Source organism: Mesorhizobium sp. 113-1-2, from assembly GCF_016756475.1.
Lineage (GTDB): Bacteria > Pseudomonadota > Alphaproteobacteria > Rhizobiales > Rhizobiaceae > Mesorhizobium > Mesorhizobium loti_C.
The window spans coordinates 3,594,733-3,615,103 of the sequence record NZ_AP023242.1 but is presented as its reverse complement, the minus strand read 5'-3'; the positions used below and the strand labels follow the sequence as shown (position 1 = coordinate 3,615,103).

The 20,371-nt window shown below is 61.3% G+C and carries 23 protein-coding genes; 2 read left to right on the top strand and 21 right to left on the bottom strand.

The annotated features are described in order from the left end of the window. Positions 1–53: 53 nt before the first annotated feature. The 9 genes from JN279_RS17535 to JN279_RS17495 form a co-directional block, all read right to left on the bottom strand. On the bottom strand, positions 54–2,522 hold the full coding sequence (locus JN279_RS17535) for a hypothetical protein (RefSeq protein ID WP_096447773.1): 2,469 nt from the start codon (positions 2,520–2,522) through the stop codon (positions 54–56). Further along, on the bottom strand, positions 2,522–3,121 hold the full coding sequence (locus JN279_RS17530) for a hypothetical protein (RefSeq protein WP_096447775.1): 600 nt from the start codon (positions 3,119–3,121) through the stop codon (positions 2,522–2,524). The genes JN279_RS17535 and JN279_RS17530 overlap by 1 nt, the downstream gene beginning before the upstream one ends. Before the next feature lie 177 nt (positions 3,122–3,298). Then, the gene (locus JN279_RS17525; RefSeq protein ID WP_096447777.1) at positions 3,299–3,832 is read right to left on the bottom strand and encodes a hypothetical protein; all 534 of its coding nucleotides are present in this window, start codon (positions 3,830–3,832) and stop codon (positions 3,299–3,301) included. A 131-nt stretch (positions 3,833–3,963) separates the two neighbouring features. Further along, positions 3,964–4,266 (bottom strand): hypothetical protein, encoded by a 303-nt coding sequence (locus JN279_RS17520; RefSeq protein WP_096447779.1) that lies wholly within the window; start codon positions 4,264–4,266, stop codon positions 3,964–3,966. A 121-nt stretch (positions 4,267–4,387) separates the two neighbouring features. Next, on the bottom strand, positions 4,388–4,531 hold the full coding sequence (locus tag JN279_RS17515; RefSeq protein ID WP_202353474.1) for a hypothetical protein: 144 nt from the start codon (positions 4,529–4,531) through the stop codon (positions 4,388–4,390). Positions 4,532–4,617: 86 nt separating this feature from the next. Then, the gene (locus JN279_RS17510; protein WP_096447781.1) at positions 4,618–5,271 is read right to left on the bottom strand and encodes an outer membrane protein; all 654 of its coding nucleotides are present in this window, start codon (positions 5,269–5,271) and stop codon (positions 4,618–4,620) included. Between the two features lie 231 nt (positions 5,272–5,502). Then, on the bottom strand, positions 5,503–6,492 hold the full coding sequence (locus tag JN279_RS17505; RefSeq protein ID WP_096447783.1) for a Coat protein: 990 nt from the start codon (positions 6,490–6,492) through the stop codon (positions 5,503–5,505). Positions 6,493–6,668: 176 nt separating this feature from the next. Then, a complete protein-coding gene (locus JN279_RS17500) occupies positions 6,669–7,580 on the bottom strand; it encodes a hypothetical protein (protein WP_096447785.1) in 912 nt (303 codons plus the stop codon). Positions 7,581–7,785: 205 nt separating this feature from the next. Continuing rightward, complete coding sequence (locus JN279_RS17495; RefSeq protein ID WP_096447787.1) at positions 7,786–8,358, bottom strand: hypothetical protein; 573 nt, start codon at positions 8,356–8,358, stop codon at positions 7,786–7,788. A 269-nt stretch (positions 8,359–8,627) separates the two neighbouring features. On the opposite strand from JN279_RS17495, the gene JN279_RS17490 reads away from it, so the two are divergent. Together JN279_RS17490 and JN279_RS17485 are read left to right on the top strand one after the other, a co-directional pair. Next, positions 8,628–8,945 (top strand): YMGG-like glycine zipper-containing protein, encoded by a 318-nt coding sequence (locus JN279_RS17490; protein WP_096447789.1) that lies wholly within the window; start codon positions 8,628–8,630, stop codon positions 8,943–8,945. A gap of 137 nt (positions 8,946–9,082) precedes the next feature. After that, positions 9,083–9,397, top strand: a complete 315-nt coding sequence (locus JN279_RS17485; RefSeq protein WP_202353473.1) for a hypothetical protein — start codon at positions 9,083–9,085, stop codon at positions 9,395–9,397. Positions 9,398–9,462: 65 nt separating this feature from the next. Here JN279_RS17485 and JN279_RS17480 read toward each other — a convergent pair whose 3' ends face one another. The 12 genes from JN279_RS17480 to JN279_RS17425 form a co-directional block, all read right to left on the bottom strand. Continuing rightward, a complete protein-coding gene (locus tag JN279_RS17480) occupies positions 9,463–9,915 on the bottom strand; it encodes a hypothetical protein (RefSeq protein ID WP_096447793.1) in 453 nt (150 codons plus the stop codon). Further along, on the bottom strand, positions 9,893–10,387 hold the full coding sequence (locus JN279_RS17475; protein ID WP_202353472.1) for a hypothetical protein: 495 nt from the start codon (positions 10,385–10,387) through the stop codon (positions 9,893–9,895). Before JN279_RS17475 ends, JN279_RS17480 begins: the two co-directional genes overlap by 23 nt. Then, the gene (locus JN279_RS17470; RefSeq protein WP_096447797.1) at positions 10,369–11,166 is read right to left on the bottom strand and encodes a TIGR04255 family protein; all 798 of its coding nucleotides are present in this window, start codon (positions 11,164–11,166) and stop codon (positions 10,369–10,371) included. Before JN279_RS17470 ends, JN279_RS17475 begins: the two co-directional genes overlap by 19 nt. Positions 11,167–11,546: 380 nt before the next feature. Further along, on the bottom strand, positions 11,547–11,867 hold the full coding sequence (locus JN279_RS17465) for a Bbp19 family protein (protein WP_096447799.1): 321 nt from the start codon (positions 11,865–11,867) through the stop codon (positions 11,547–11,549). Continuing rightward, positions 11,864–13,645 (bottom strand): portal protein, encoded by a 1,782-nt coding sequence (locus JN279_RS17460; protein ID WP_096447801.1) that lies wholly within the window; start codon positions 13,643–13,645, stop codon positions 11,864–11,866. The genes JN279_RS17465 and JN279_RS17460 overlap by 4 nt, the downstream gene beginning before the upstream one ends. A gap of 609 nt (positions 13,646–14,254) precedes the next feature. Further along, positions 14,255–14,824, bottom strand: a complete 570-nt coding sequence (locus tag JN279_RS17455) for a hypothetical protein (protein ID WP_096447803.1) — start codon at positions 14,822–14,824, stop codon at positions 14,255–14,257. Between the two features lie 563 nt (positions 14,825–15,387). Then, positions 15,388–15,711, bottom strand: coding sequence for a hypothetical protein (locus JN279_RS17450; protein WP_096447805.1), 324 nt, complete (start codon positions 15,709–15,711; stop codon positions 15,388–15,390). Between the two features lie 278 nt (positions 15,712–15,989). Continuing rightward, entirely contained in the window at positions 15,990–16,196 is a 207-nt protein-coding gene (locus JN279_RS17445; protein WP_096447807.1) for a hypothetical protein, read from the bottom strand. Then, a complete protein-coding gene (locus JN279_RS17440; protein WP_244661771.1) occupies positions 16,193–16,576 on the bottom strand; it encodes an SMI1/KNR4 family protein in 384 nt (127 codons plus the stop codon). The genes JN279_RS17445 and JN279_RS17440 overlap by 4 nt, the downstream gene beginning before the upstream one ends. A 419-nt stretch (positions 16,577–16,995) precedes the next feature. Then, positions 16,996–17,202 carry a hypothetical protein gene (locus JN279_RS17435; protein WP_096447809.1) on the bottom strand — a complete coding sequence of 69 codons (207 nt, stop codon included), beginning with the start codon at positions 17,200–17,202 and terminating at the stop codon, positions 16,996–16,998. Beyond that, on the bottom strand, positions 17,199–17,597 hold the full coding sequence (locus tag JN279_RS17430) for an SMI1/KNR4 family protein (protein ID WP_096447811.1): 399 nt from the start codon (positions 17,595–17,597) through the stop codon (positions 17,199–17,201). Before JN279_RS17430 ends, JN279_RS17435 begins: the two co-directional genes overlap by 4 nt. A 2-nt stretch (positions 17,598–17,599) precedes the next feature. Beyond that, entirely contained in the window at positions 17,600–20,038 is a 2,439-nt protein-coding gene (locus tag JN279_RS17425) for a hypothetical protein (protein ID WP_202353471.1), read from the bottom strand. Between the last annotated feature and the right edge of the window lie 333 nt (positions 20,039–20,371).

Genomic DNA, 20,371 nt, shown 5'->3' with positions numbered 1-20,371 from the left:
GCGAAGTGGATCTCCCCCCTTGAGGGGGAGATCATCAGCGTCAGCGCCGCGCCCTACGGCTCGGCATCAAACACCGGCGTGAACGCCCGGATCGTGCAGGGCGTCGGGTTGACGTGGCGGATACGCACCCGGCCCTGCCCTTCCCAGCTGTCGTCGATCGGCACCTCGACATTGCCAGTGAACAGCGTCGCCCCGCCGTCGGGTGCGACGATCGAGGGCATGCGCACCGGCTCCCAGCGGCCGCGCATGAAGGACTGCACCTCGAGCCCCGTAGTGTCGGTCTCGAGCAGCGACAGGATTGCTTTCGCTACCTTCTTGCGGCGGCCGATGATGGAGCCGTCCTTGCCGCCGACATCGAGCTCCAGCGTGTCGGCGCCCGCCGCATAGGGCAGGCCAAGCTGCCATTTGGCGGCAGTCGAGCCGCCCGGCAGCGTCACCGTGCCACCGCCGCTCACGGTGAGGCCATGGTAGACCTTGCCGTCGGCCAGCAGGTCGACGGACTGGCCGGCAAGATGCGCCGCCCCGCCCACCGTGGCCACCGCGGCGCCCGTATAGGTCAGGCCGCAATCGACCTCGAAGGCATCGGCGACGGCACCATATTCGAACGGCGCGGTCTTGACCTCGATATAGCGCCTGGTCACGCCACCGATGGTGCGCTTGACGACCAGCCAGAGGTCGTCATTGCCGTCCTGACCGGGAGTCACAGCGGCACTTTCGACAATTGCCCAGTTTACCCCGGTGAAGCTGCCGCCCAGGCGATGCCGGTGCATGCCTCTGACTTCCTGGGATGGCTGGTGGGTGTAACCGCCCAACTCGCCATTATCGAGCGGGAACCACAGCAAAGGATCGGGGTCGGTCTGGAAGGCGAGCTCGACCACGCCTTGCTTGGGGATGTGCTCGGAAATCTGTCCGACATCGTCCGAGGTGAAACGGCTCTGCGCCGTCTGCGTCAGCTCGGCGATCGATTTGCGCGAGCGCGTGACATAGAGAAACGACTGGCCGGCATCGACCGGGCGGATGCGGGCACAGCCGAAGGTGCGCGAGCGCCGGTTCTTGAACGAAGACGGCGTCAGCGCCTCGTCGATGCCCGAGCCCGAAAGCGCGCGCACACCGCCTGAGGTGCCGATCATCAAGGCGCCGTCCGATTCCGCGATCCACTGGATGTCGTTGGCCTGGCCGCCGCCGGCCTGGACGAATTCCAGCGCATCATCGTCCTTCTCGCCCAGCGCGAAATTGTCGAAGTCGCCGGTGGCCGAGGCATAGACCGAGAATTTCCGGCTGAAGGCCAGCCTCTCTTCGTAAAGCGATCCGCTCTCGACATACTTGCCAGGCACGAATGTACCCAGCCGCCAGCGTGTGATTGGCGAGAGGTCGGGCAAGGCGTGGCCATAGAGCCTGACCTTGACCACTGTCGTGCTGGTACGGCTTGTGATCTTGGCCCAGCGCCAAACATTGTCGCCACCGAGCAATCGGATTGATCGGCCGACATCGGTTGTCTGAAAGCCGGCACCATCATTGATGCCGGCGGTGCTGGACGCGGTAAGGTCGAAGGGCGTCATCAGGTCGCCGTTCTCGGCCAGCGCAACTTCTGAGATCGAGGTATTGGCGGCGTCGTCGCCTCCGCCACCGGAGAAATCGAATTTGTAGTATTCGTAGGTCGTCTGGTTCTGGAAATCATAAAAGCGCACTTCCGAGCCGGACCAGCCCCGTTCCGACGCCCTGCTGTCCAGCGTGACGTAATCCACGCCATTGTTTGAACCTGACAGTTTCCATTGTGTCGGCGTGTCGCCCCACTTGGCGGCATCTTCCGGCGCGCCGATCCAGTAAGCGTTCACTGCCTTTCCTTGGCCTGCAGGGAATTGGTACTGAAGAAACCCGCTGCTGCCCGACGACACAGCGACAGTGCTGGTGATTGCCCGATCAAACGCCCTCCAGCTCGTTGTACCCGTGCCATTGTCGGTGACAGTCCCACTCGGGGCGGTGGCGGAGGTCATCTTCGGCGTGGCGTGACCAGTGTTCGCCGGCGTCAGCGTCGTCGGCGTGGTGTTGATTTCGTCATAGGGGCCATCAAGAAAGTTGAAGTCCGCCAGCGACCAGGTGGTGTGCGCGGTGCGCGTCAGCACCTTCGGCGGATAGTTCTTGTGGCAGATCCACATCTGGTCAGCGGACTGCACATATTGGAGGTCGAACAGGTCCGCTTCCAGATAGGGCGAGGCGACCTCCACCGTGCCGACGCGCGCACCATAGGCGTAGACACGGATATAGAGGTCGCCGAATTCGAGCGCGTAGGCCTGGTCGGCCGAGAAGATGAACGGGATCAGTCGTGTCTTCTTGGCCGAAATCTTCACCTCGCCGACGAAGTAGGTTCCACCGCGCTTGCGGATGCCGCCATGCGGCAGCGTAAGGAAGTTCTCGCATCGGGCGAGTGCCGCCCGATAGAAATCGAGCGACGCGCGGGCATGCAAGCGCGGACTGATTTCGCCACGCGTGAAAACGTCCTGGACGGGATAGAGCGTCGTCATCAGCGGACCATCCTGCTGTCGCCGCGCTGGCTGGACCAGGAGGCGGAGTAGAAGCGGCCGCCGCGCTGGATGGCGTTGGCGTTGAGCGCCGCATCCAGCGCGCGGTCATAGGCCGAGCGGGCAATGTCGATCATGCCCGATTTGTGGGTCAGCGGATGCGCGACCTTGATGGCGAGTGCCGCCACCAGCACTTCGGTGAACAGCGCGTCCCAGTCGTTGGGATCGGTGAGGTTGGCGACATAGCGGATGGTCAATGGACCCGGCTGGTCCGAATAGATCAGACCCGCCTCCTGGCGCCACGAGATCGGCACGCCATCCGGTTCGCCATTGTGGGTCAAGGGCAGCGGCCGCAGGCAGTCGGCGGGAAGCTCATAGGCCCAGTTCAACGTACAATCGCCGGAACCGGTATCGCTACCGATCACCGACGCGCGCAGGATGGCGAACACCCAGGCATATTTGGTCAGTTCGGCTTCGCATGTCAGGTCGAAATGCAGATTCAAGAGGCGCGCTGCCTTGACGTCCTGATCGAGACTGTCGATCGGCGCCTCGTCGAGCACGGCCAGCGCCATGTTGGCGATATCGAGCGGGGTGATGGCCATGGCTCAGCGCCTCGTCCATACGGGTCGAGCAAGGGTCATGATTATCTCCAGGCATGAAAAAAGCCGCTTGCGAAGCGGCTTGGGGAATTTTCGAGTGAATGATTTGGTCCGCCAATGGAGCGGCCAACCCCCCCGATCCCGGGGGAAGATCGGCAGTTTCAACGCCTCTGCGTTCCTTCATTGCGAAGTGAGATTAGAGCCACCGACAATGCCCTTCACCAGATCCAACCACGTCTTTCTGGCGATCTCGTATTCATCCTCGCTGCTATTGCAGGTTAGCGTGACCACCCCGAACGATGCCTCTTCGACCATCATCCACTGCCGCGCGTGCGAGCCCAAAAGCTTGAGACGGACAGAAGAGATAGAGACTTCCTTTCCGGCTACCGTGACGTTGGCCGGTTTGTCGACGACAACGGGATCCAGACCGGACTGGGACGCCTTGACGATAGTATTCTTGTTTATCTCGTTTCGGAATCGATCGAAGAATTCGTGCGAGGTCAGACCTGTGGGGGTCATTGTCAGGACCACATCGCAATCGTCGCCACAAGTCTCACCCATGCAGGACAGGACGATGTCCTTGTCGTCGAGCGTCGCCGACCACAAACTGCTGTTGTAGGACAGCGTTACACCCTTGCCAGGTTCGGAAATCTTGCCGGCAATGGCAGGCGCCACGATGGAAAGCAGGAACAGAATTGTGGCCAACAGGCGCATGGGACAGATCGCTGCTTTTGATATCGGAACGGCTGAGTGGCTCTCCGGTCAGTCTGCCCCAAACCAGCCAATCACGCCAAGCAGAATCAACATTCGGAGAGACAAAGCTCTAGCCTGCGAGCGAGTTCGACCTATCCGACCAGCCACTTCCGCCAGATCGGGCTGGAGAACATCGCCAAAACGACGAGGGCACACCATACCAGCTGCAAGCCGAACGAAAGCAAGCACCACCATGCGAAACAATCGCCGCGGTCAGCCTGACGTTTGAGGGCGCCATACTTTGCCCAGGTCGAAATTGAATAGAGCATCGAATACACCGAATTGCCCTTTGGAGGGTCAGCCTCGATTTCCTCTCCGAGAAGATGGCCTCCGTACAATTGGAACGGCGCCGAGAGGACAAGGCCTATCGTGATGGCAAGGAGGAACCAGTTCATTACAAGATCCGCGCCGCAGTAGATCGGCAATCTAGCCGCCCGCGAGAAGCAAACAGTTAAGCCTAGGACGACAAATCGATATAGTTACGAGGGGAGAGGCTTCGCTTTGCCCCTCTCTTGATCAGGCCCCGGCGGTCTCTAGCACGATGAACGTCATGGTCTTGACACTCGACGAGCGTGCGATCCCGGTTGCCGCCAGCGCAAATGCTGCATCTGGGGCGAATTCGCCTGAGGAGGCGGTGTCGGGGAAGCCGATGCCGGCCATGGGGCGTTGCCCGCCCGGCGAATATCCATATTGGAACGCGCCGAAGAAGACCTGACGCGCCGAAAACTGCCGAGCTTGGTGGAAGCCTAGAACTTCAGGGCGACACCGACCCTGAAATCATGCGTCTGCACCGTATGGTCCAGCTGGCACCCAGGGCCGCAATATTCCAGGTTCTTCTTGCCGAAGAACGAGAAATCATACTCGCCGCGCAGGAAGACGTTGTGGGTCAGCGCAACATCGACACCGGCGCCGACGATGCCGCCGACAAGAGTTGCATCTGCTTCGGCCGAGAAAGGGGGATAGAACGTCTTCAACTGCGCCGCAGTCACGCCAGCGGTGACGAATGGCAGATAGGTCCCCATATCCATGCCAACTCGCCCCTTCAACGACCCAAACAGGCCGGTCGATACATCCAGTATCCCTGCGCCGGGAACGTCGTGGAAGGTCGACTTCTTGAAGCGGTAGCCAAGTTCGCCTTCAACACCATAGACGATGTTGCTGGACTGGAAATTATAGCCGGTAAAGCCGCCGATGGTTGCCGAGCCGACACTGTGAGTAGAAGTGCCGGCGAAGCCTGGCTCCGTGATTTTGTAATGATCGAGCGTTCCAGCGCCAAAGACACCGGCATAGGCGCCCTGCCAGGTCCAATCCGGCGTTACCACCGGCGCAGCCAGATCGGCTGCGAGCGCAGGGGCGCACAGCCCGAAGCCAAAGACGGAAGCCAGCAAGAGCGATTTCATGGAATTTTCCCACGAGCCAAATCTGCCACAACCTATCCGGGATTTCATCGCCCCGCTGTAGCAAGGAGATCACAGTGCGCCGGATTCTGTTGGTCGTTTCTGGTAAGTATCAATCTCGCGGCTTCTCGGAGCGAGTATTGGATCGGTTCGTTTCCTCGCCGGGCAGACGGCTTTCTTGCCTCAAGAGCCGGCGGGAGCTCATCGCCCCCGCCCTCTCGCCCCTCGGCCTGGTCAGGCCTCGGTGGTCTTCAGCGCGATGAACGTCATGTTCTTGACGCTCGACGCGGTGCGGTCCCAGTTCGCCGCCAGCGCGAGCTCGGCGTCGGTGGCGAATTCGCCGGCCGAGGAGGCGTCAAGGAAGCGGGTGCCGGGAACGTGCGGCACGAAATGCCGGCGGCCGACCATTTCGGTAACGCCGCCGCCATGGCCCTGGCGCGGCTTGCGGTCGAACTCAAGGGGCCCGCCTTCGGTGTTGACCGGCAGCTCGTTCCACAGGATCGCCTTGTCCTTGAACATGAAGGCGGTATAGACGCCCGCCGTCACCGGAATGTCGTCGTCGACGACGGCGCGCAGCCCCATGTAATAGGGGATCAGCGGCCCGCCCTGTTCGGAAGACGGCACATAGTCGATGAGGTCGGCGAGCTTCAGCGCCTTCATCTGCTTGGAGTGCATCCAGATCGTCTTGAACTTGTCGGCGCGGTCGCCCATCAGATAGGCGGCCTCGATGATGTCGGTGTCGACGATGGAGGCGCCCGTGGTGCGCACCAGATCGCCGCCGTCATTGGCGATGTTGTCGGCGACGACGCCTTTCAGGATGCCGAGCAGGGTGAGCTTGTTGGCGCGCTGCCAGTACTCGGTCTGTCGCTTGACGATCAGCTTCTGCGGATCGTCGCCCGCCAGGATCGAGGTCAGGTCCGGAACGCCCCACGCCTGGGCGCGGACGTTGCGGGCGGCAACCTCGCGGCGCGAGCCGACCTTCTTCATCTCGATGGAATCGGCCGGATCGTCGTTGACCGGCTCGGACGGGTCGTTGCCGAGGTCCTTCCAGCCGGGCATGTCGACGGAGCGGCCGCCCATCGACAGTTTCGACGAGATCGCCGGGTCGGAAAACAGGATTCCGGCCTGGTAGATTTCGAGCGACTGCACATGTTCTTCGAAAGCATATTGCGCATAGACGGACGGAACGATCGCGTCCGCGATGCGGGTGTAGGCATCTGCCATTTTTGTCTTCCTTCAGGTTTGGGTTTGGTGGTGAAGGTGTGTTGAGATTCAGGTCAGGCCGAGCCGAAAATGATGGCTTTCGAGAACCGGAGCGGAGCGGACATTTGGGTCCGTGAGCACCGGAAGCACAGAAAGCCATCGTTTGCAGGCCGGGATCACCTGAATATCGACACAGCTCAGAGCGGATTGTTGGGCATCCAGCGGTCCGGGTTCTCCCCGGCCTCCCGAGCCAGCCGCCTTGCGCGGGCGGGGTCGCTTTTGACGAGGGCTGAAATGGCCGTCAGGTTGCGTTCGCCGGCGGCGTTGCGCTTGAACGGATTGCCTCCGCTGCGCCCGGCGCCGCCGTCGATCGTGTCTTCCCGGAACATCGCCTCGCCAATGGCGTGGAAGGCCTTGGCGATCTGCGGATCGGTCAGCGCCCCGTCAGGCAGAAGGATGCCCTTCGCCTTGTAGGCGTCGACGAGGCCGAGCTTCTTCATCGCCCGGTTGGCGACCTCGAGCTTCTGGCGAAAGCCGTCGCTGTCGGTCGGCCCCCAGTCCCGGACAAGGTCGTCATGGGTAGCTTCCACCGAGCGGGCGAGCGCGATCTCTTGGCGCGCGGCCTGCTCGGCCATGTAGCCGACGAACTTGTCGTGGTAGGCCTGTGCGATCTTCGGGCTTGCACCCGCTTCGACCGCCCAACCCTTGGACGCATTGGCGAGCTCGTCCGAATAGGCGAAGTTTTCAGGCAGCCCTTCCGGCCGGCGGTATTCGACCTTCTCGGACGAGGTGACCGGACGCATGGTCTCGGGCAGCCGGGCGTGAAAACGCTCCCAGTCTTCCCGCGATGCATCCGGCCCGGGAACGCGCAGGCTCTCACCCTGCTGACGCTCCAGCTCCGCATAGGATGTGAAAACCCTGTCGAGGCTTTCAGGCTTGGTCCAGCCCTTGGTTTCAGCGAGCTTGCGGTTGCCTTCGGAAAGACCGTCAAACCAACTTTTGCCGGCCGCCGGGGCGGACCCGTTGTCCCCGTTGGCCGGTGGCCGTACTGGGTTGCCCGCCGGCTGCGCACGCGCCGCCACGGACCCGGCGTCTGCCAGATCTGTCATGTGATGTGTTCCTTCTTTTCTCCTTCTCCCCTTGTGGGAGAAGGTGGATCGGCGCGCAGCGCCGAGACGGATGAGGGGTGCTGGAAGAAATGAGACGTCAGCGATCGTGTCGCCGATTTGGATGAGGCTGCGCCAAGCTGGAACACCGCTCATCCGACCGAGCTTCGCTCGGCCACCTTCTCCCACAAGGGGAGAAGGGAAAACCTCAGACGTTATCCCCCCAGTTCTCCCAGAGCAGCGTGATCGTGCCGGTCACGGCGATCGTCCCGTCGGCGTCGATATCCGTGCCGGCGGCAAAGGCCAGGTTGAGATAGAGATCGACCGGCGTCGCCGTGCCATCCAGCGTCGCCGCGGCGGCGATGTCGGCGGTCGAGGCCGTCGAGAGCGCCGCGCCGGCGCCGTCCAGCGTGCGCGCCGTCGAGGCCAGCACGTTGACCATGGTTCCGGCCAGCGTCGCACTCGACGCCGCCGCCGAGCCCAGCGACCATGTCAGCGCCGCATTGTCGTTGATGGTCGAGGCGCGGGTGGTCGGCACGGCGAACTGCAGCCGCGCCGTCCCGCCCTTGATGCGCACCTTGCCGTCGGCGAAATCGAAGATTTTCTGGGCGGCATAGGCCAGCGCGTCGGTCACCGGCACCTGCATGCCGGCAAAGGTGAAGACGGTACGGAAAGCACCGCCCTGCCCCGTGGTCACGGCCTTCAGGCCGAGCTTGGGCGGGGCAAGGCCGGCCTCGCGGGCGGCGGCGCGGACAAGCGTCCGGGGAAGACCTCGGGTCATTACATTTCTCCATTTTTCGATGAGACGAGAAGGGGTGCGCACGGCGCGCGGGGGCGGCCAGGCTCGGCTTCGGCCGAGCCGCCACAGGCTGAATCATTTTGATAGGGACGAGAGCTAGCCCCTTGTTCGAAAGAGATGTTTTGGCCTCCCGGTCCATCAACCCCCGAGAAACCATGTCTTATATCGTGAGCGCTCGTGCCCCCGTTCCGCCGCAATGCGACCGCACGGGACGATCGATAGGGATTTCAGACCTTTAAGGGAGACCTCGCATGACCTTTCACAAAGCCATGGCCGCCGTGCTGATGACCGCGGCACTTGCCGGCTGCCAGTCGCAGACCGAGGGCCAGCAGCGGGCCACCACCGGCGCGCTCATCGGCGGCGCCGGCGGCGCCCTCGTCGGCCAGGCGATCGGCGGCAACACCAAGAGCACGGTCATCGGCGCGGCGAGCGGCGCCCTGCTCGGCGCCGTCGTCGGCTCGGCCACCACCCCGCAGCGCCGCGGCGACGAGATGTGCCGCTACCAGGACCGCTACGGCCGCATCTACACCGCGCCCTGCGACGACCGCTACTACAACGGCAATTATTGACCGTTAGCCGCCTTCTCCCCGTCACGGGGAGAAGGTCCCGGCAGGGGGTTGAGGGCAGCACCAAGGTCTGAAAAGCTGGTGCTACCCTTACCCTCAAAGCATTTCGACGCTATCGTCTCCTCTCCAAGGGGATGACGATGCGACTTCTAATAGCCTCACTGCTGGTGGCTTGTTCAGTCTCCGCACACGCCAAAGACGCCATCAACATTGAGAAGATCAGCGATTGCCTGGTCCTGCCGGGTGACGCCGTCGAAAATCACATCAAAGCCACGTTCGAAGTGACCCTGGACAAAGTCGGCAAGGTCAAGTCGGTCGCCGTCGTGTCTTATGAACCGCAGTCCGAAGCGGCGGCAGCAGCGGCCCGGCAACTTTCAAGATCAGTCCAGCGATGTTGGCCGCCGGACGTCAAAACCAGCCCGATGCGCATCACTGTGGATCTGAGCAAATTCTAGGAATTACTGTAACTGTGCACCATGCGTTCGGCTCCGCTATGCCAACATCCGACAAGCGGGGTGGTCTACCGGATTTCGACGCCTTCTATCGGGATGTACCATCCGCAGGTGTTCAGCAAGGTTTTCTCTTGAGCACCAGTAAATTTGTCAGCTCGCGGAGCGGCGCCCCAAACTTCGCAGTGAAAGGCATTACCTTCGATAGGGTCATAGCCGACCCTTAGCGCTGCTGCCCGAGCAGCTTGCGCTTGGAATTGTACAGCAGCGACATAGACCGGCGTTCGGACAAAGGCGACAGGATCCTTACCTTCTTCCAAGATCGACCGCTCGTGGTCGACAGACATGCCACCGCCCTGCGGTTTCATGAGTTTTGATGACAGACGCCGACAATTCCGGTTGTCATCCGAAACGACATGGTGAATCGGATTAACCCGGCGAATGAGAGTGTCCCCGGGGAGAATCTCCGCATGATCGTGCGGGATCACATCGCCGTCGTCATCACGCGGCGGCGGGGACAGCATCAGCAGCTCGCTTTGCCATTTCGTCGATCCATACCCTCACGATCTTGAAATCAACGGTGAGCTTCGCTTCTTCCTCGTCGCCCGTATTAATGTCGGCCATCACGCATTCGACTTTGTTGGCGCCTAAGATGTCCAGTTCGATATCAAGGCCGGCGCTATGCCATTCAATCTGCAAGGTGCCGTCCGAACCAGGCACCAAACTCGGGCAAGGAGCCCCAGGCACATAGATCGCCTGCAACAGATTTGCTGCAAAATAAGCGATACTGAAGTCAACGGACCTGCCGGAGTAACCATCCCAGCCCTTCGGCAGTCGCATCAGTTCCTCGAGCTTACCTATCACCGCGTCGGACCAAGCGTAGTCGGGGTTTTGAACGATAAGGCGGTGAACAGCCCAGTCGCTCTCTCTGCCGCGCCGATGAGGTTGGATCGAGTAAACTGAGGCTGACGAATTTGTCATTGCTTTCGTTGCCATACCTTATGCGCCTGTTCGGTAGTTAGATCGCAGAACCGATTGATAATTTTTACACGACCGTCCGCAAAGAAATTTTTGACCCCTGAGACATCTTTCTGACTTGGCGCCCCTCGGTAAGTGATCCCAAGACGAATCGCCCGTTTGACCTCTCGCGTACTATGAAGACTAACCTCGTAGTGCATTCTAGCAACTGGGTCCTTTCCATCAGGTGAAAAGACCACTTCCGAGAAATTGGCGTTGAGCTGTTCGATATTCAAGCCCGTCGGCTGAACGATGCTAAGCCAGTCAGACATCCGAGTGCCGTCGGTCAAGGGTATGGCGTTTATGTAGGATATCTCTGCCTGGTTGATCACAAGGGGTGACCGGTCACTGTCGAACTTGGCCGCAAGCCTTGTAAGAAAGCCGTCGAACATCGCTGAAATAGCTTCAAAACGCGGATAGGCCCGGCTGGCGCGCCTTCTCCAATTGAGGAGAAAACGGTCGTCCTGGAACTGCAGTAGATGGCTGTCGTCATCGGCGATGAACCAATACCGTTTACTCGGTTCGGTGCTTTGGAACGATATCTGGAAGTTCGCCATGGTTTCCGCGCCGCCGAAGACCTCGAAGCGAGGATCGAGCCGCGGCACCTCAGCGTAGTTTGGAAATTCCGATTTGAATTCTTCACGGACGCGCCACGCGAAAAGGTCGCTGTAGCCAGGATGCCGGGCGAACTGGACCCCCAGCACCACTTCGTCCAGTGGCGGATTGCCGAAATCGGGAAGGCCCTCAGGTCTGGTCATGGATGTGCGCCAAACGTAAATGCCAAAGCGAAGCACCCCTCCCCAACTGGCCGGACACTGCCTCAGAGCAACCCGCAATACAAGTGCTGTAGTACGACCATGCTGTGCAGTAATTATGATGCGGCAGGATGAGGGGTTGGCCTTCCCGACGGAAGGTCGTGGACAGGCGAGCCGATGTCACTTCGAGAACGAAGCCGGATTCGCTGTACGAATTTTGTACACAAAATGTCTGCAAGTTGCCGCTCCGTTCCATATTACGCTGCACAAACCCGCAAGCGAGATCAAATTTGAATGCGCTAAACATTTATTTTTATTGGGAAATTTGGAGAACCCGACTTCGCGGGGGGAGATTGGCGGCTTCACCGCCTCGCGTCACTCACCTAGCCCTCAGCCCGCGCCGCTTTCTCCAGCGCCGCCAGCTGCGTTTCGTCCAGGGTCAGGAACCCCATAATGTGCTGCACCACTTCGGCTCGGGCATTGCTGAGCGCGCTGTGCAGTTCGAAGCCTTCGGGCGTCCGGGTCCGCGCCATCCACTCGCCATAGGACGGCCGGCGGTAGTAGCCGACGGTCGCCGCGAGGTCGGCCAGCACCATCTCGCCGTCCTCGCCGGAGAAGACGCGCAGATAGGCCTTGGTCAGCGCGTCGCGCGCCTTGGCCGGACCGCCGGCCTGGCTGGCGCGGGCGAAGCGTTTGCCGCTCATGCGCCGCCCCCCGCCGGCGCCTGGCCGCCCGGTGTGGCTTGCCCGGCCTGGGCGCCCTGCCCGCCACCCGCGCCCTGCAGCATGTTCTGCAGGCCGTCGAGCAGGCCGCTGTCGCGCGCCTGCACCGCCGCCGGCACCGCATCCTTGGCCGCCTTGCCCGCGCTGGCGATCGCCGCCATGCCGGCCTGCGCCTGCTGCGCTTTGGCGCGGGCATCGCGCAGACCGTCGACCTCTTCCTTGCGGCGAAAGATGCGCTGCGGGCTGCGGCCGGCGCTCTGCACGATCTTGATCGCCTCGTCGCTGTCGATATTGTCCATGACGCCCGGATCGAACTGCGCCATCTGCATGGCCGTCGTCACCACCTGGATGGTGTCGCGCGCCTCGGCCGAGCGCCGCAGCACGTCGAGCGGACCGGTGAAGGTCGGCCGCACCGTCTTGCCGGCCAGGCTCTCCGGCGGCACGAAGCGGCTGTCCTCGTCATAGAGCCCCTTGTCCACCAGAATGCCGAGCTCGCGCTCGAGATTGGTGGCGAAGCCCGCCTGGATGATCGAGCCGGAGGGCCCGAGCAGCGCGCCCTTCTCTTCCTGGCGGATCAGCGCTTCCGTCGCCGTCATCTGCGGGTTCTGCACCAGCGTCTGGAACAGGTTGACGAACATCATGTCGCGGATCTCGTCGGCGCGGCTCTGCGCGTAGTTGAAGGCATAGGTCGGGTTCTGCCCGGTGGTGATGGGCGCGATCAGCGGCCGGCCATTGTCGTCGATCAGCCCGGGATAATTCTCGCCGGGATTGAGCACCGGCACATAGTCGAGCCTGGCCTTCGAGGCGGTCGCCGGATCGGTGATCTGCTGCAGCGCGCGCAAGCCGGAGCGGCGCACGGCGTTTTCCTCGCGCACGGTCGTCAGCGCCTCGATGGCCGGCGAGATGCCATAGGGATCGCCCTCATAGCGACGCCAGTTGAAGGTCGACACCGGAAAGGTGCGGAACCCGCTTTCCCTGACAATCTCCTCCTCGTCCTCGATGACGTGGTAGGAGGCGAACGCCGTGTCGAGATACTGGTACTGATCGCCCAGCCGATACATCCTGCGCTCGTCGCGCGGCTGGATGCACTGGACCAGCGAGATCTTGCTCTCGCATTTGACCGGATCGTCGACCAGCACCTTGATGCGCGCCGGCAGTTTTTCATAGCCGAGCAGCTGCGCCGCCTGCCGCGCCGTGCGCTCGTAGCGGCGATGGAAGATGTCGACCTGGCCCCAGCGGTTGCGGCTGAGATAGCCCTCGACCACGGGGATCGAGGCATAGTGGATCAGCGTGTTGCCGAACCCTTCCTCGGCATAGAGATAGGCCGGGCCATAGCGCACGACATTGCGCAGGCAGGCTTGCGTGGCCGGCACAAAGTTCGAATTGGCGGAATAGCGCAGCGAGAACAGGAAGTCGCGCAAGCCTTCCGCCCATTCCTTCTCCTCGTCGGTCTCCTCGTCGTTCATCGCCGCCGTCGACAGGCCATGCCATTTTTCCGACTGCGGGATGATCAGGCTTTCCAGCCCGGCGGCCAGCCGATTGGCGGCCGAATTGATGGTGTTGGCGTAGACGCGGCTGCCGCGCCGCTCCTGCCGCTCGGCCTGCGAGTCCGGCCCGCCGCTTCGGCGCCCGCTCCAGACATCGGGCGCGTCGGGGTCGCAGAACTCCGCCACCTGCTCCCACACAGCCTCATACTGGCTGCGCTCGGTCTCGAGCTCGGACTGGCGGGACAGGATATCGCGGGCGCGGGAATCGGTCATGGGTGCCTCGCTGGGATGTGGGAAAGGGATTGACAATGGCGCGCGGCGCCGAAGCTGCCAATCTCCCCCCAAGTGGGGGTTGAGGAGCGGTCCGCGCAGCGGACGGGAAGCCAATTGCTTGGCTTTCCGAGCAACGAAAGCCGGCAGGACCGAGGGGGGCGTTGTCCCTCGGCCTGCAACCATTTTCATGTTCTGTCAGGCAGGGTGTTTCGATTGGAAATGGGGAGCGCGAAGGATCGCCAGCCTCTCAGGCTTCCATCGAATTCAGTCCTGGAGGGCGAAAAAGGAAGGACTGATAGGTCGGCGGGACAGCGCCCCCTCTGCCCTGCCGGGCTTTCGTTGCTCGGAAAGCCAAGCAATTGGCTTTCCGTCCGCTGCGCGGACCGCTCCTCAACCCCCACAAGGGGGAGATTGGCAGCATCACCCGCTCCGCTTCTTCACCAGCCGCGCGTGCCGGCGCCAGTACCACCAGTCCAGCACGCGCCGGCGAAAGCTGCGCTTCATCGCTGTCATGGTCAAAGCCCCAGGAGCACGCGGCGCTGGCCGGTGAGGCTCGACGGCGCGAGGTCGGTCTTGACGGTGCTCTGCGTGCCCTGGCGCTGTTCGAGCTCAGCCCGCAATGCCGCCTCGCGCGCCTTGACATCTTCGTCCTTGATCGTCGGCGCCGGCGGCAATGGCTTCAGTTCCGGTGGTTTTTGAAACAGACACATGGTTCCAGCCTTCTCTTGTCCAGTCGTAGAGGAAGAAATCTTCGCCGTTGCGGCCGTAGCCCGGCAGCAGGCAGCGTTGCGTGGCGCCCAGCCGGCCAAGCCAGCGCAACGCCAGATCATTGGCGGCCAGGGCGCGGGCCTCGACCCGCCAGGCGCCGCGAGCGGCAACCTGAGGCCCCAGCACGGTATGAAAGAACTCTGTAATCCTGGGCACGCAGCGCTTCATCCGGCGCGTGCCCCAGCTCCAGGCGATCCACAGCCCGCTCCGCTGCTCGGCCGCGCCGAACCCGGCCTCCGGATTGCCGTCGAGCTCCGCCACATAGGCAAACCCCTGCAACGCGGTGAGCGCCAGCAGCGCCGGCGACCAATGGTCGAGCTGGCAGTCGATCTCGGCACGGTCCTCGGGGCGCAGGTTGGCGGCGATGTAGGAGAGATCGCGCAAAGTGGCGGGAACGATGCAAGCGGTCATGGATGGACTTTCCTCCGCAGGAAGCGAAGTTCATCGTCAAGCGAGGGAAAGCGCCGGTGATCCCAACTTCGTCATTCCAGGGCGAAGCTAGCAGCGCAGCCCCCTGGAACCGCTCTGCAAGCCCAAGGAATCCATTCCGTCACATCAAGGCGTTGCGACGATGCGGAGGCGCCGCCTTCCTTCGCAATCATCGCGGGATCCGCACCGACCATCGCGCAAAAACAAAACCCGCCTCAAGGGCGGGTCGCTGGCGCAAATCAGCACCATAGGCAAAATGTACCATTGCTGCCCTCACACGGTCAATGGGTTGCAGGAAAAAATTCCTACTTGATGCCTTTCCTGGCCAAAATTGCGGTGACAGTGCACTGCTTCCGTTCGATCGTCCTGAAGCAATAGCGGACTTCGAGAAGCGGAGTCGCATCAGAGAATGAGTGCACTGTCACCGCAACTCCGTTCGTCGACAGATGTCGCGGAATGGATCCCCTGGTCAAGGCGGTCAAGCCCGAGGATGACGAACCGGTAGGCGTCCCGCCCCTCGAAGGCGGTTCAGAGGCCGTGCCAGTCTAGGCTTTTGGCTTCGCCTTCCTGACTTCCTCAATGGCCATGTTTAACGCCGTTTCAAAGGCGTGCCTTAAGCCAGAAATCTTGTCCTTCCTCAGCGCGGCAGTTTGTTTTGAAATAGGCGCGAGTTCCCAAATGAGCGCGTTGCCTGCCTCCAGCAGGTGAGCCAGAGCTGCATCCGTTGCCCCGGTCGTTTCCAAAAGGTCGCGCGACTTCCCAATGTTCAGCTGCAAATGACGCGTAATCCCTTTCACGTTGCCCGCTTCCGCATGGATCGCCTCTCTGCGCAACTTATGCAGGTACTCCACCGCTGCTCCGATTGGCATTTGTTCCTCCCTTGCTGTCGAAACCTAACGGATCATCATACGCCTCATTCTGAAAGAGGCAGCGCGATATCGTGGGTTTGGCGACTCGGGCGAAACCAACCAGGTCCGGAACTCAAGAATGTTGGAAATTCACTGGTCGAGCTGGCAATCGATCTCGGCGCGGTTTTCGGGGCGGAGAATTACGGTGACAGTGCACTATTTCCCAGATCTCAGTCCGAACCTCACTCCAATCACATAGACACAGTCGTTAAAATGCACATCACCGCAATTGCCGCGCCCTAACGATCCGCCCGCGCCGCCTTCTCCAGCGCCGCCTTACGCTGAATTTCGATAGTTCGATTCCAGAAGCGCACCACTTCAAAATGCTCTTGTCTGGTCAACCAGATCTTGTTCTCCAAACTGACTGGATCGCCGCCAACCGCAATCGGTTTGATCTCGAACAGTTCCATGCCCTTGGAGCGAGAAGCCGTATCTTGTACGCTCATTTCAAGTCCTCCAGTGTGGCAAATAGATCGGCGAGGTCTCGCGCTATCGTCTCGGCGGATTGCCGTTCCATAAATATAAACGGGATGCGCACGATTGGCATTTCCACATCGTGGGTGTCGAAGCCATAGGCTTCCCCTCCTCCGTTTGACGCAAACAACAGGATGCCTGGCGCATATTTTTCAACCTCGTATTCTCGATTGAAATCAGCCAACTCTTCGGCTTTAAAAAAAATAATATAGTTGTCGCCGATGAAACCTTCGCCGCCATTATGCTCTTTGAGGAAGTCGGCGTAGTCCTTGGGCAGCACGACGCCCAAGCGCGCGGACAGGCCATCGACGACTGTGGATTCAGCCGGCGCGTCGAACTGGCCCTCAGTCAAACTATATCCCACTGATCTCCTCCCAGGTCCTTCAGCAACTCATTCCACCACGGCGTAGCCTGTTGTCTATAAACTTCGCGAGGCAGAACGATCTTTGTAGGAGGTGTCGATCGGACTACCGCCAAACTTCACTGGAGAGACCGGTCAGCGTTGCGTCGCCGCGACAACAAAGGCGCGATCCCGTTACTGTTCGTAAGGCTCGACCACAGCAAACGGAATGCCTAACGATTCCAGAATTACGGTGACAGTGCACTAATTTCCAGTATCAGTCCCCAGTCTCAATCCCGAACCTCGCAATAGCCGCATCCTACTCGTCCGCCCGCGCCGCCTTCTCCAGCGCCGCCTTACGCTGAATTTCGAGTTACGGTGACAGTGCACTATTTTCCAAACTCAGTCCCGAACCTCACAATAGCCGCATCCTACTCGTCCGCCCGCGCCGCTTTCTCCAGCGCCGCCTTACGCTGAATTTCGATAGCTTGATTCCAGTAGCGCACGGCTTCAAAGTGCTCTTGTCTGGTCAACCAGGTCTTGTTCTCCAAACTGACTGGATCGCCCCCGACGATAATCGGTGTAATCTCAAACAGCTCCATGCCCTTGGGGCGCGAATATTCATTTTGGTTGCTCATTCTAAGTCCTCTTCCAACCGAGCAAATAGATCGGCGAGGTCACGCGCAACGATGTCAGCGTATCGCCGATCCATACCAATGAATGGTATCTGCACGATTGGCATGGCCGCATCGTCAGTGTCAAAGCCATAGCCTTCACCCGCTCCGTTCGATCCGAATAGGAGGATGCCCGGCGCATACTTTTCAACCTCATACTCTATGTTGAATTGCACCAATTCTTCGGCTTTAAAGAGAACAATATAGCTATCGCCGATGAAACCTTCACCTCCATTATGCTCCTTGAGGAAGTCGGTGTAATCCTTGGGCAGCGCGACTCCCAGGCGTGCGGACAGGCCGTCGACCAGCGAGGCTTCAGCCGGCGGATCAAGCTCTCCTTCGGTTAAACTATATCCCATCGCTATCCTCCTAGGTCTTTCTTTAACTGCTCCCACCATGGCGTAACCTGTTTTCGATGAACGTCGCGTGGCAGGATGATCTTGTTAGAGATGTCCGTCGGGCTACCGCCAAACTTCACTGGCTTGATTTCATGCACATCAACGGATTTGCCGGCAAGCCCTAGCTTGCGGCGGATAACGCGGTTGGCTTTGTGGGCCGCTTTTCTAGCCGCCTTGTACTCTGTGCCCTCTAACAATCTGAATGGCCCTTCTGGCTTCGGGATCATTGCCGGATAGGCTGTCCAATCTGAAATCGAGAAGCTGCCAGAGGGAAGTTCGGACCCAGCATCGCTTAAATCGTCTACGCTTTTGTAGAAGTCCGCTCCTTCAGAAAGAACGTCCTCCGTCGAGTCGGCGAGCTTGCCGCTGCTTCCGCGAACAAGCGCCTCGGCCCCGTCAGCGAGGTCGTCGGGCCGCTTCAAGACGAGCCCAAGCTCCTTAGCCAACGGCCTAACAATTTTGCCTGCTTGGCTCAGGCCGACAGACGCCAGGCGATCGGTGGGCAATGCTCCTGCGGCATTGAGAAACATGTCGCCGTAATTGCCATATCTGGCGGAGATACCAGCCTTATCAGCCGCGAATACAGCCCCTAGGGGAGTGAGGTCGGATAGCGAAAAGCCTTCCTCGCCACCTCCTGCAGAGCCAAGCAGCTTCACCGTCAAATTCTGACGCACGCTGCCTGGCTTGCTATCGCCGGCGGCAAATCTGCCGATCCTGTCTTGAAGCGTAGGAATGTAGTTCGTCACTTCTACATTCGAGTCCCGCAGACCCAACTCGGCCGCTTTGCGCAAATCGAGCAGCATCTTGGGATCGACTACCCAATCGCGACGTGTTCGATCAGCTAGGCTTCTCTCTGTCTGAGTTGCACTTGTCCGAATTAGGTGGTCTAGAATTGCCTCTTGGGCAGCTTCGGTAGGGAGCGCAGCAAAGATGTTGTTTAGGGTGTGATCTTGCGGTTTGGTCCCGTTTTTGAGTCCGTCGACGACGCCTCCCGCCACAGAATTGGGCAGCGGTTGTATCCTCTCGAAGCCCAACTGCTGCTGTGCGGCGATCGAGCCGATAATCGCCGTCTGATAGTCTTCCGGCGTCGAAAGATTGTTCCAAGCCGCATCGAGATTCGCGAACGTCTTGCGGACATAGCCGCCGGGATCGCCCTGCCTCTCCTTGAGGGTGAGGTCGGCGGCCGTGACTATGGCCTCATGACGCGCCCGGTCCTCTTCCGGCGTCGCGCTATCGGCCTTGGGGGCAGACGCTCTGACCATCGCCTGCACGGCGTCGTTAGACATCGTGCGCATGCCGTAGAATTGGCGACTGACATCAAGCGCTTGATTGAAAGCCTGAAAACGCCTGATCCCTTCCGTCGAGCCGTAGAGCGCCACGAACTGCTCTGGCGTGAAAGTCGGCCCTGAATAGCTACCTGTCTCCCTGATGGCGGCCGGCGCGTTCAGTTCGGCCAGGTTGATGCCGCTGCGCATTTCGACTTGCCGGGCGGCGTCGGCGGCCCAGGCTTGCTCGGCCAGGGCCGGCCGATCTTCAGGCGGAATGTCGTCCCCGAAAGCCTGAGCCACTCGCTGGTCTGGCGTGAGCTTGCCAACGCGATCGCCGGTCGCGGCAGCGGCCTTCGAGCTGCCTGAGGCAAGAACCCAGGCGATCGGAGAGGCGCCGGAGGCATCGCCCCCTGAAGACTCTCCTAGTCCCCCCGCCCCGAACATCTCCAGCGCGCGCTTCGGGTCCTTGGCGATCAGGGCCTCGAACCGCGCCTTGGCGGCGGTGCCGAACCAGTCCTTCGCCTTCTGCTGCCTGATCCCCGGGTCGAGCCCCATCTTGTCGATCAGGTCGAGACCCTGCTGGCGGGCCGCTTCGAAGGTGACGTGGTCGTCGGGGTTGGCGTTGCCGATGGCGATGGCGCTGGTCTTCAGCGCTGTGTCGACCTCGGCCTGCTCATAATCCCTGCGTCGCTGAAGCTGCCGCGCCGCCATGCGCAGCCCGCCGGTTTGACGCAACGCTTCTTTCTGCCTGGCGAAGGCGGCGCGCTGGCTCTCGGGCATGCCGGGCAAGGCAGCGGCGAACAGCTTGTCGAACAGCCCGGTCTTCACCACCCGGCCGCTGTACGGATCGACCTGGCCATACATGGCTTCATGCAGGCCGCTGCCGTCGGCCGGCGCGTTGGCCGTCACCTCGTCTTCCGCCTGCGCGATCTGGCCGTTGAACCGGCGGCGGGCCAGCTCGGCGTCGAACGCTTCCTGCTGGTCCTTCATCTGCTGGTAGCGCTCGGCGACAGCGGAAAGGTGATCGCCCAGCCCTTGCATGGCGCCGCCGATTGGCGATCCCTGCGGGTATTGCGGCGCGTTGCCGGTATCGAGCCGGCGCTTGGCGATGGAAAGCGGGATGACGTGGACCATTGCCGGGTTCCTGCTCGAATTGGCTTTGAACAAAGGGCGCGCGGCGCCGGCGATCACGGCACGGCCGGATCGCACGCATGCTGGTTGTCGCGGTCTTGTGAATCGACGTTCTTGGAGGGATCGGCCGGTGTTGCGGACTACAGGCGCGGCCAGGCGCCTCTTGCGTTCGTCATCCCACGAGCGGAGCAAGGAGCGAAGCGACGCGGCGCAGACCCCTGGAGCTGCTCCGCAGCCCAAGGGACCCATGCCGCGATTCAAAGCGCCGCTGCGGTGCAGAATTCTGTTCGGCAGCACGCCTCGGCCGATGTCGCGGCATGGATTCTCGGGTCAAGC

Excerpts from the sequence above, each read along its gene's own strand:
- JN279_RS17485 (WP_202353473.1), top strand. The coding sequence starts at position 9,083 with ATGCGACTTCTAATAGCCTCACTGCTGGTGGCTTGTTCAGTCTCCGCA.
- JN279_RS17455 (WP_096447803.1), bottom strand. The coding sequence starts at position 14,824 with ATGACCGCTTGCATCGTTCCCGCCACTTTGCGCGATCTCTCCTACATC.
- JN279_RS17460 (WP_096447801.1), bottom strand. The coding sequence starts at position 13,645 with ATGACCGATTCCCGCGCCCGCGATATCCTGTCCCGCCAGTCCGAGCTC.
- JN279_RS17465 (WP_096447799.1), bottom strand. The coding sequence starts at position 11,867 with ATGAGCGGCAAACGCTTCGCCCGCGCCAGCCAGGCCGGCGGTCCGGCC.
- JN279_RS17445 (WP_096447807.1), bottom strand. The coding sequence starts at position 16,196 with ATGAGCGTACAAGATACGGCTTCTCGCTCCAAGGGCATGGAACTGTTC.
- JN279_RS17505 (WP_096447783.1), bottom strand. The coding sequence starts at position 6,492 with ATGGCAGATGCCTACACCCGCATCGCGGACGCGATCGTTCCGTCCGTC.
- JN279_RS17480 (WP_096447793.1), bottom strand. The coding sequence starts at position 9,915 with ATGCTGTCCCCGCCGCCGCGTGATGACGACGGCGATGTGATCCCGCAC.
- JN279_RS17535 (WP_096447773.1), bottom strand. The coding sequence starts at position 2,522 with ATGACGACGCTCTATCCCGTCCAGGACGTTTTCACGCGTGGCGAAATC.
- JN279_RS17500 (WP_096447785.1), bottom strand. The coding sequence starts at position 7,580 with ATGACAGATCTGGCAGACGCCGGGTCCGTGGCGGCGCGTGCGCAGCCG.
- JN279_RS17525 (WP_096447777.1), bottom strand. The coding sequence starts at position 3,832 with ATGCGCCTGTTGGCCACAATTCTGTTCCTGCTTTCCATCGTGGCGCCT.
- JN279_RS17475 (WP_202353472.1), bottom strand. The coding sequence starts at position 10,387 with ATGGCAACGAAAGCAATGACAAATTCGTCAGCCTCAGTTTACTCGATC.
- JN279_RS17530 (WP_096447775.1), bottom strand. The coding sequence starts at position 3,121 with ATGGCCATCACCCCGCTCGATATCGCCAACATGGCGCTGGCCGTGCTC.
- JN279_RS17435 (WP_096447809.1), bottom strand. The coding sequence starts at position 17,202 with ATGAGCAACCAAAATGAATATTCGCGCCCCAAGGGCATGGAGCTGTTT.
- JN279_RS17470 (WP_096447797.1), bottom strand. The coding sequence starts at position 11,166 with ATGACCAGACCTGAGGGCCTTCCCGATTTCGGCAATCCGCCACTGGAC.
- JN279_RS17450 (WP_096447805.1), bottom strand. The coding sequence starts at position 15,711 with ATGCCAATCGGAGCAGCGGTGGAGTACCTGCATAAGTTGCGCAGAGAG.
- JN279_RS17515 (WP_202353474.1), bottom strand. The coding sequence starts at position 4,531 with ATGGCCGGCATCGGCTTCCCCGACACCGCCTCCTCAGGCGAATTCGCC.
- JN279_RS17490 (WP_096447789.1), top strand. The coding sequence starts at position 8,628 with ATGACCTTTCACAAAGCCATGGCCGCCGTGCTGATGACCGCGGCACTT.
- JN279_RS17430 (WP_096447811.1), bottom strand. The coding sequence starts at position 17,597 with ATGGGATATAGTTTAACCGAAGGAGAGCTTGATCCGCCGGCTGAAGCC.
- JN279_RS17495 (WP_096447787.1), bottom strand. The coding sequence starts at position 8,358 with ATGACCCGAGGTCTTCCCCGGACGCTTGTCCGCGCCGCCGCCCGCGAG.
- JN279_RS17510 (WP_096447781.1), bottom strand. The coding sequence starts at position 5,271 with ATGAAATCGCTCTTGCTGGCTTCCGTCTTTGGCTTCGGGCTGTGCGCC.
- JN279_RS17425 (WP_202353471.1), bottom strand. The coding sequence starts at position 20,038 with ATGGTCCACGTCATCCCGCTTTCCATCGCCAAGCGCCGGCTCGATACC.
- JN279_RS17520 (WP_096447779.1), bottom strand. The coding sequence starts at position 4,266 with ATGAACTGGTTCCTCCTTGCCATCACGATAGGCCTTGTCCTCTCGGCG.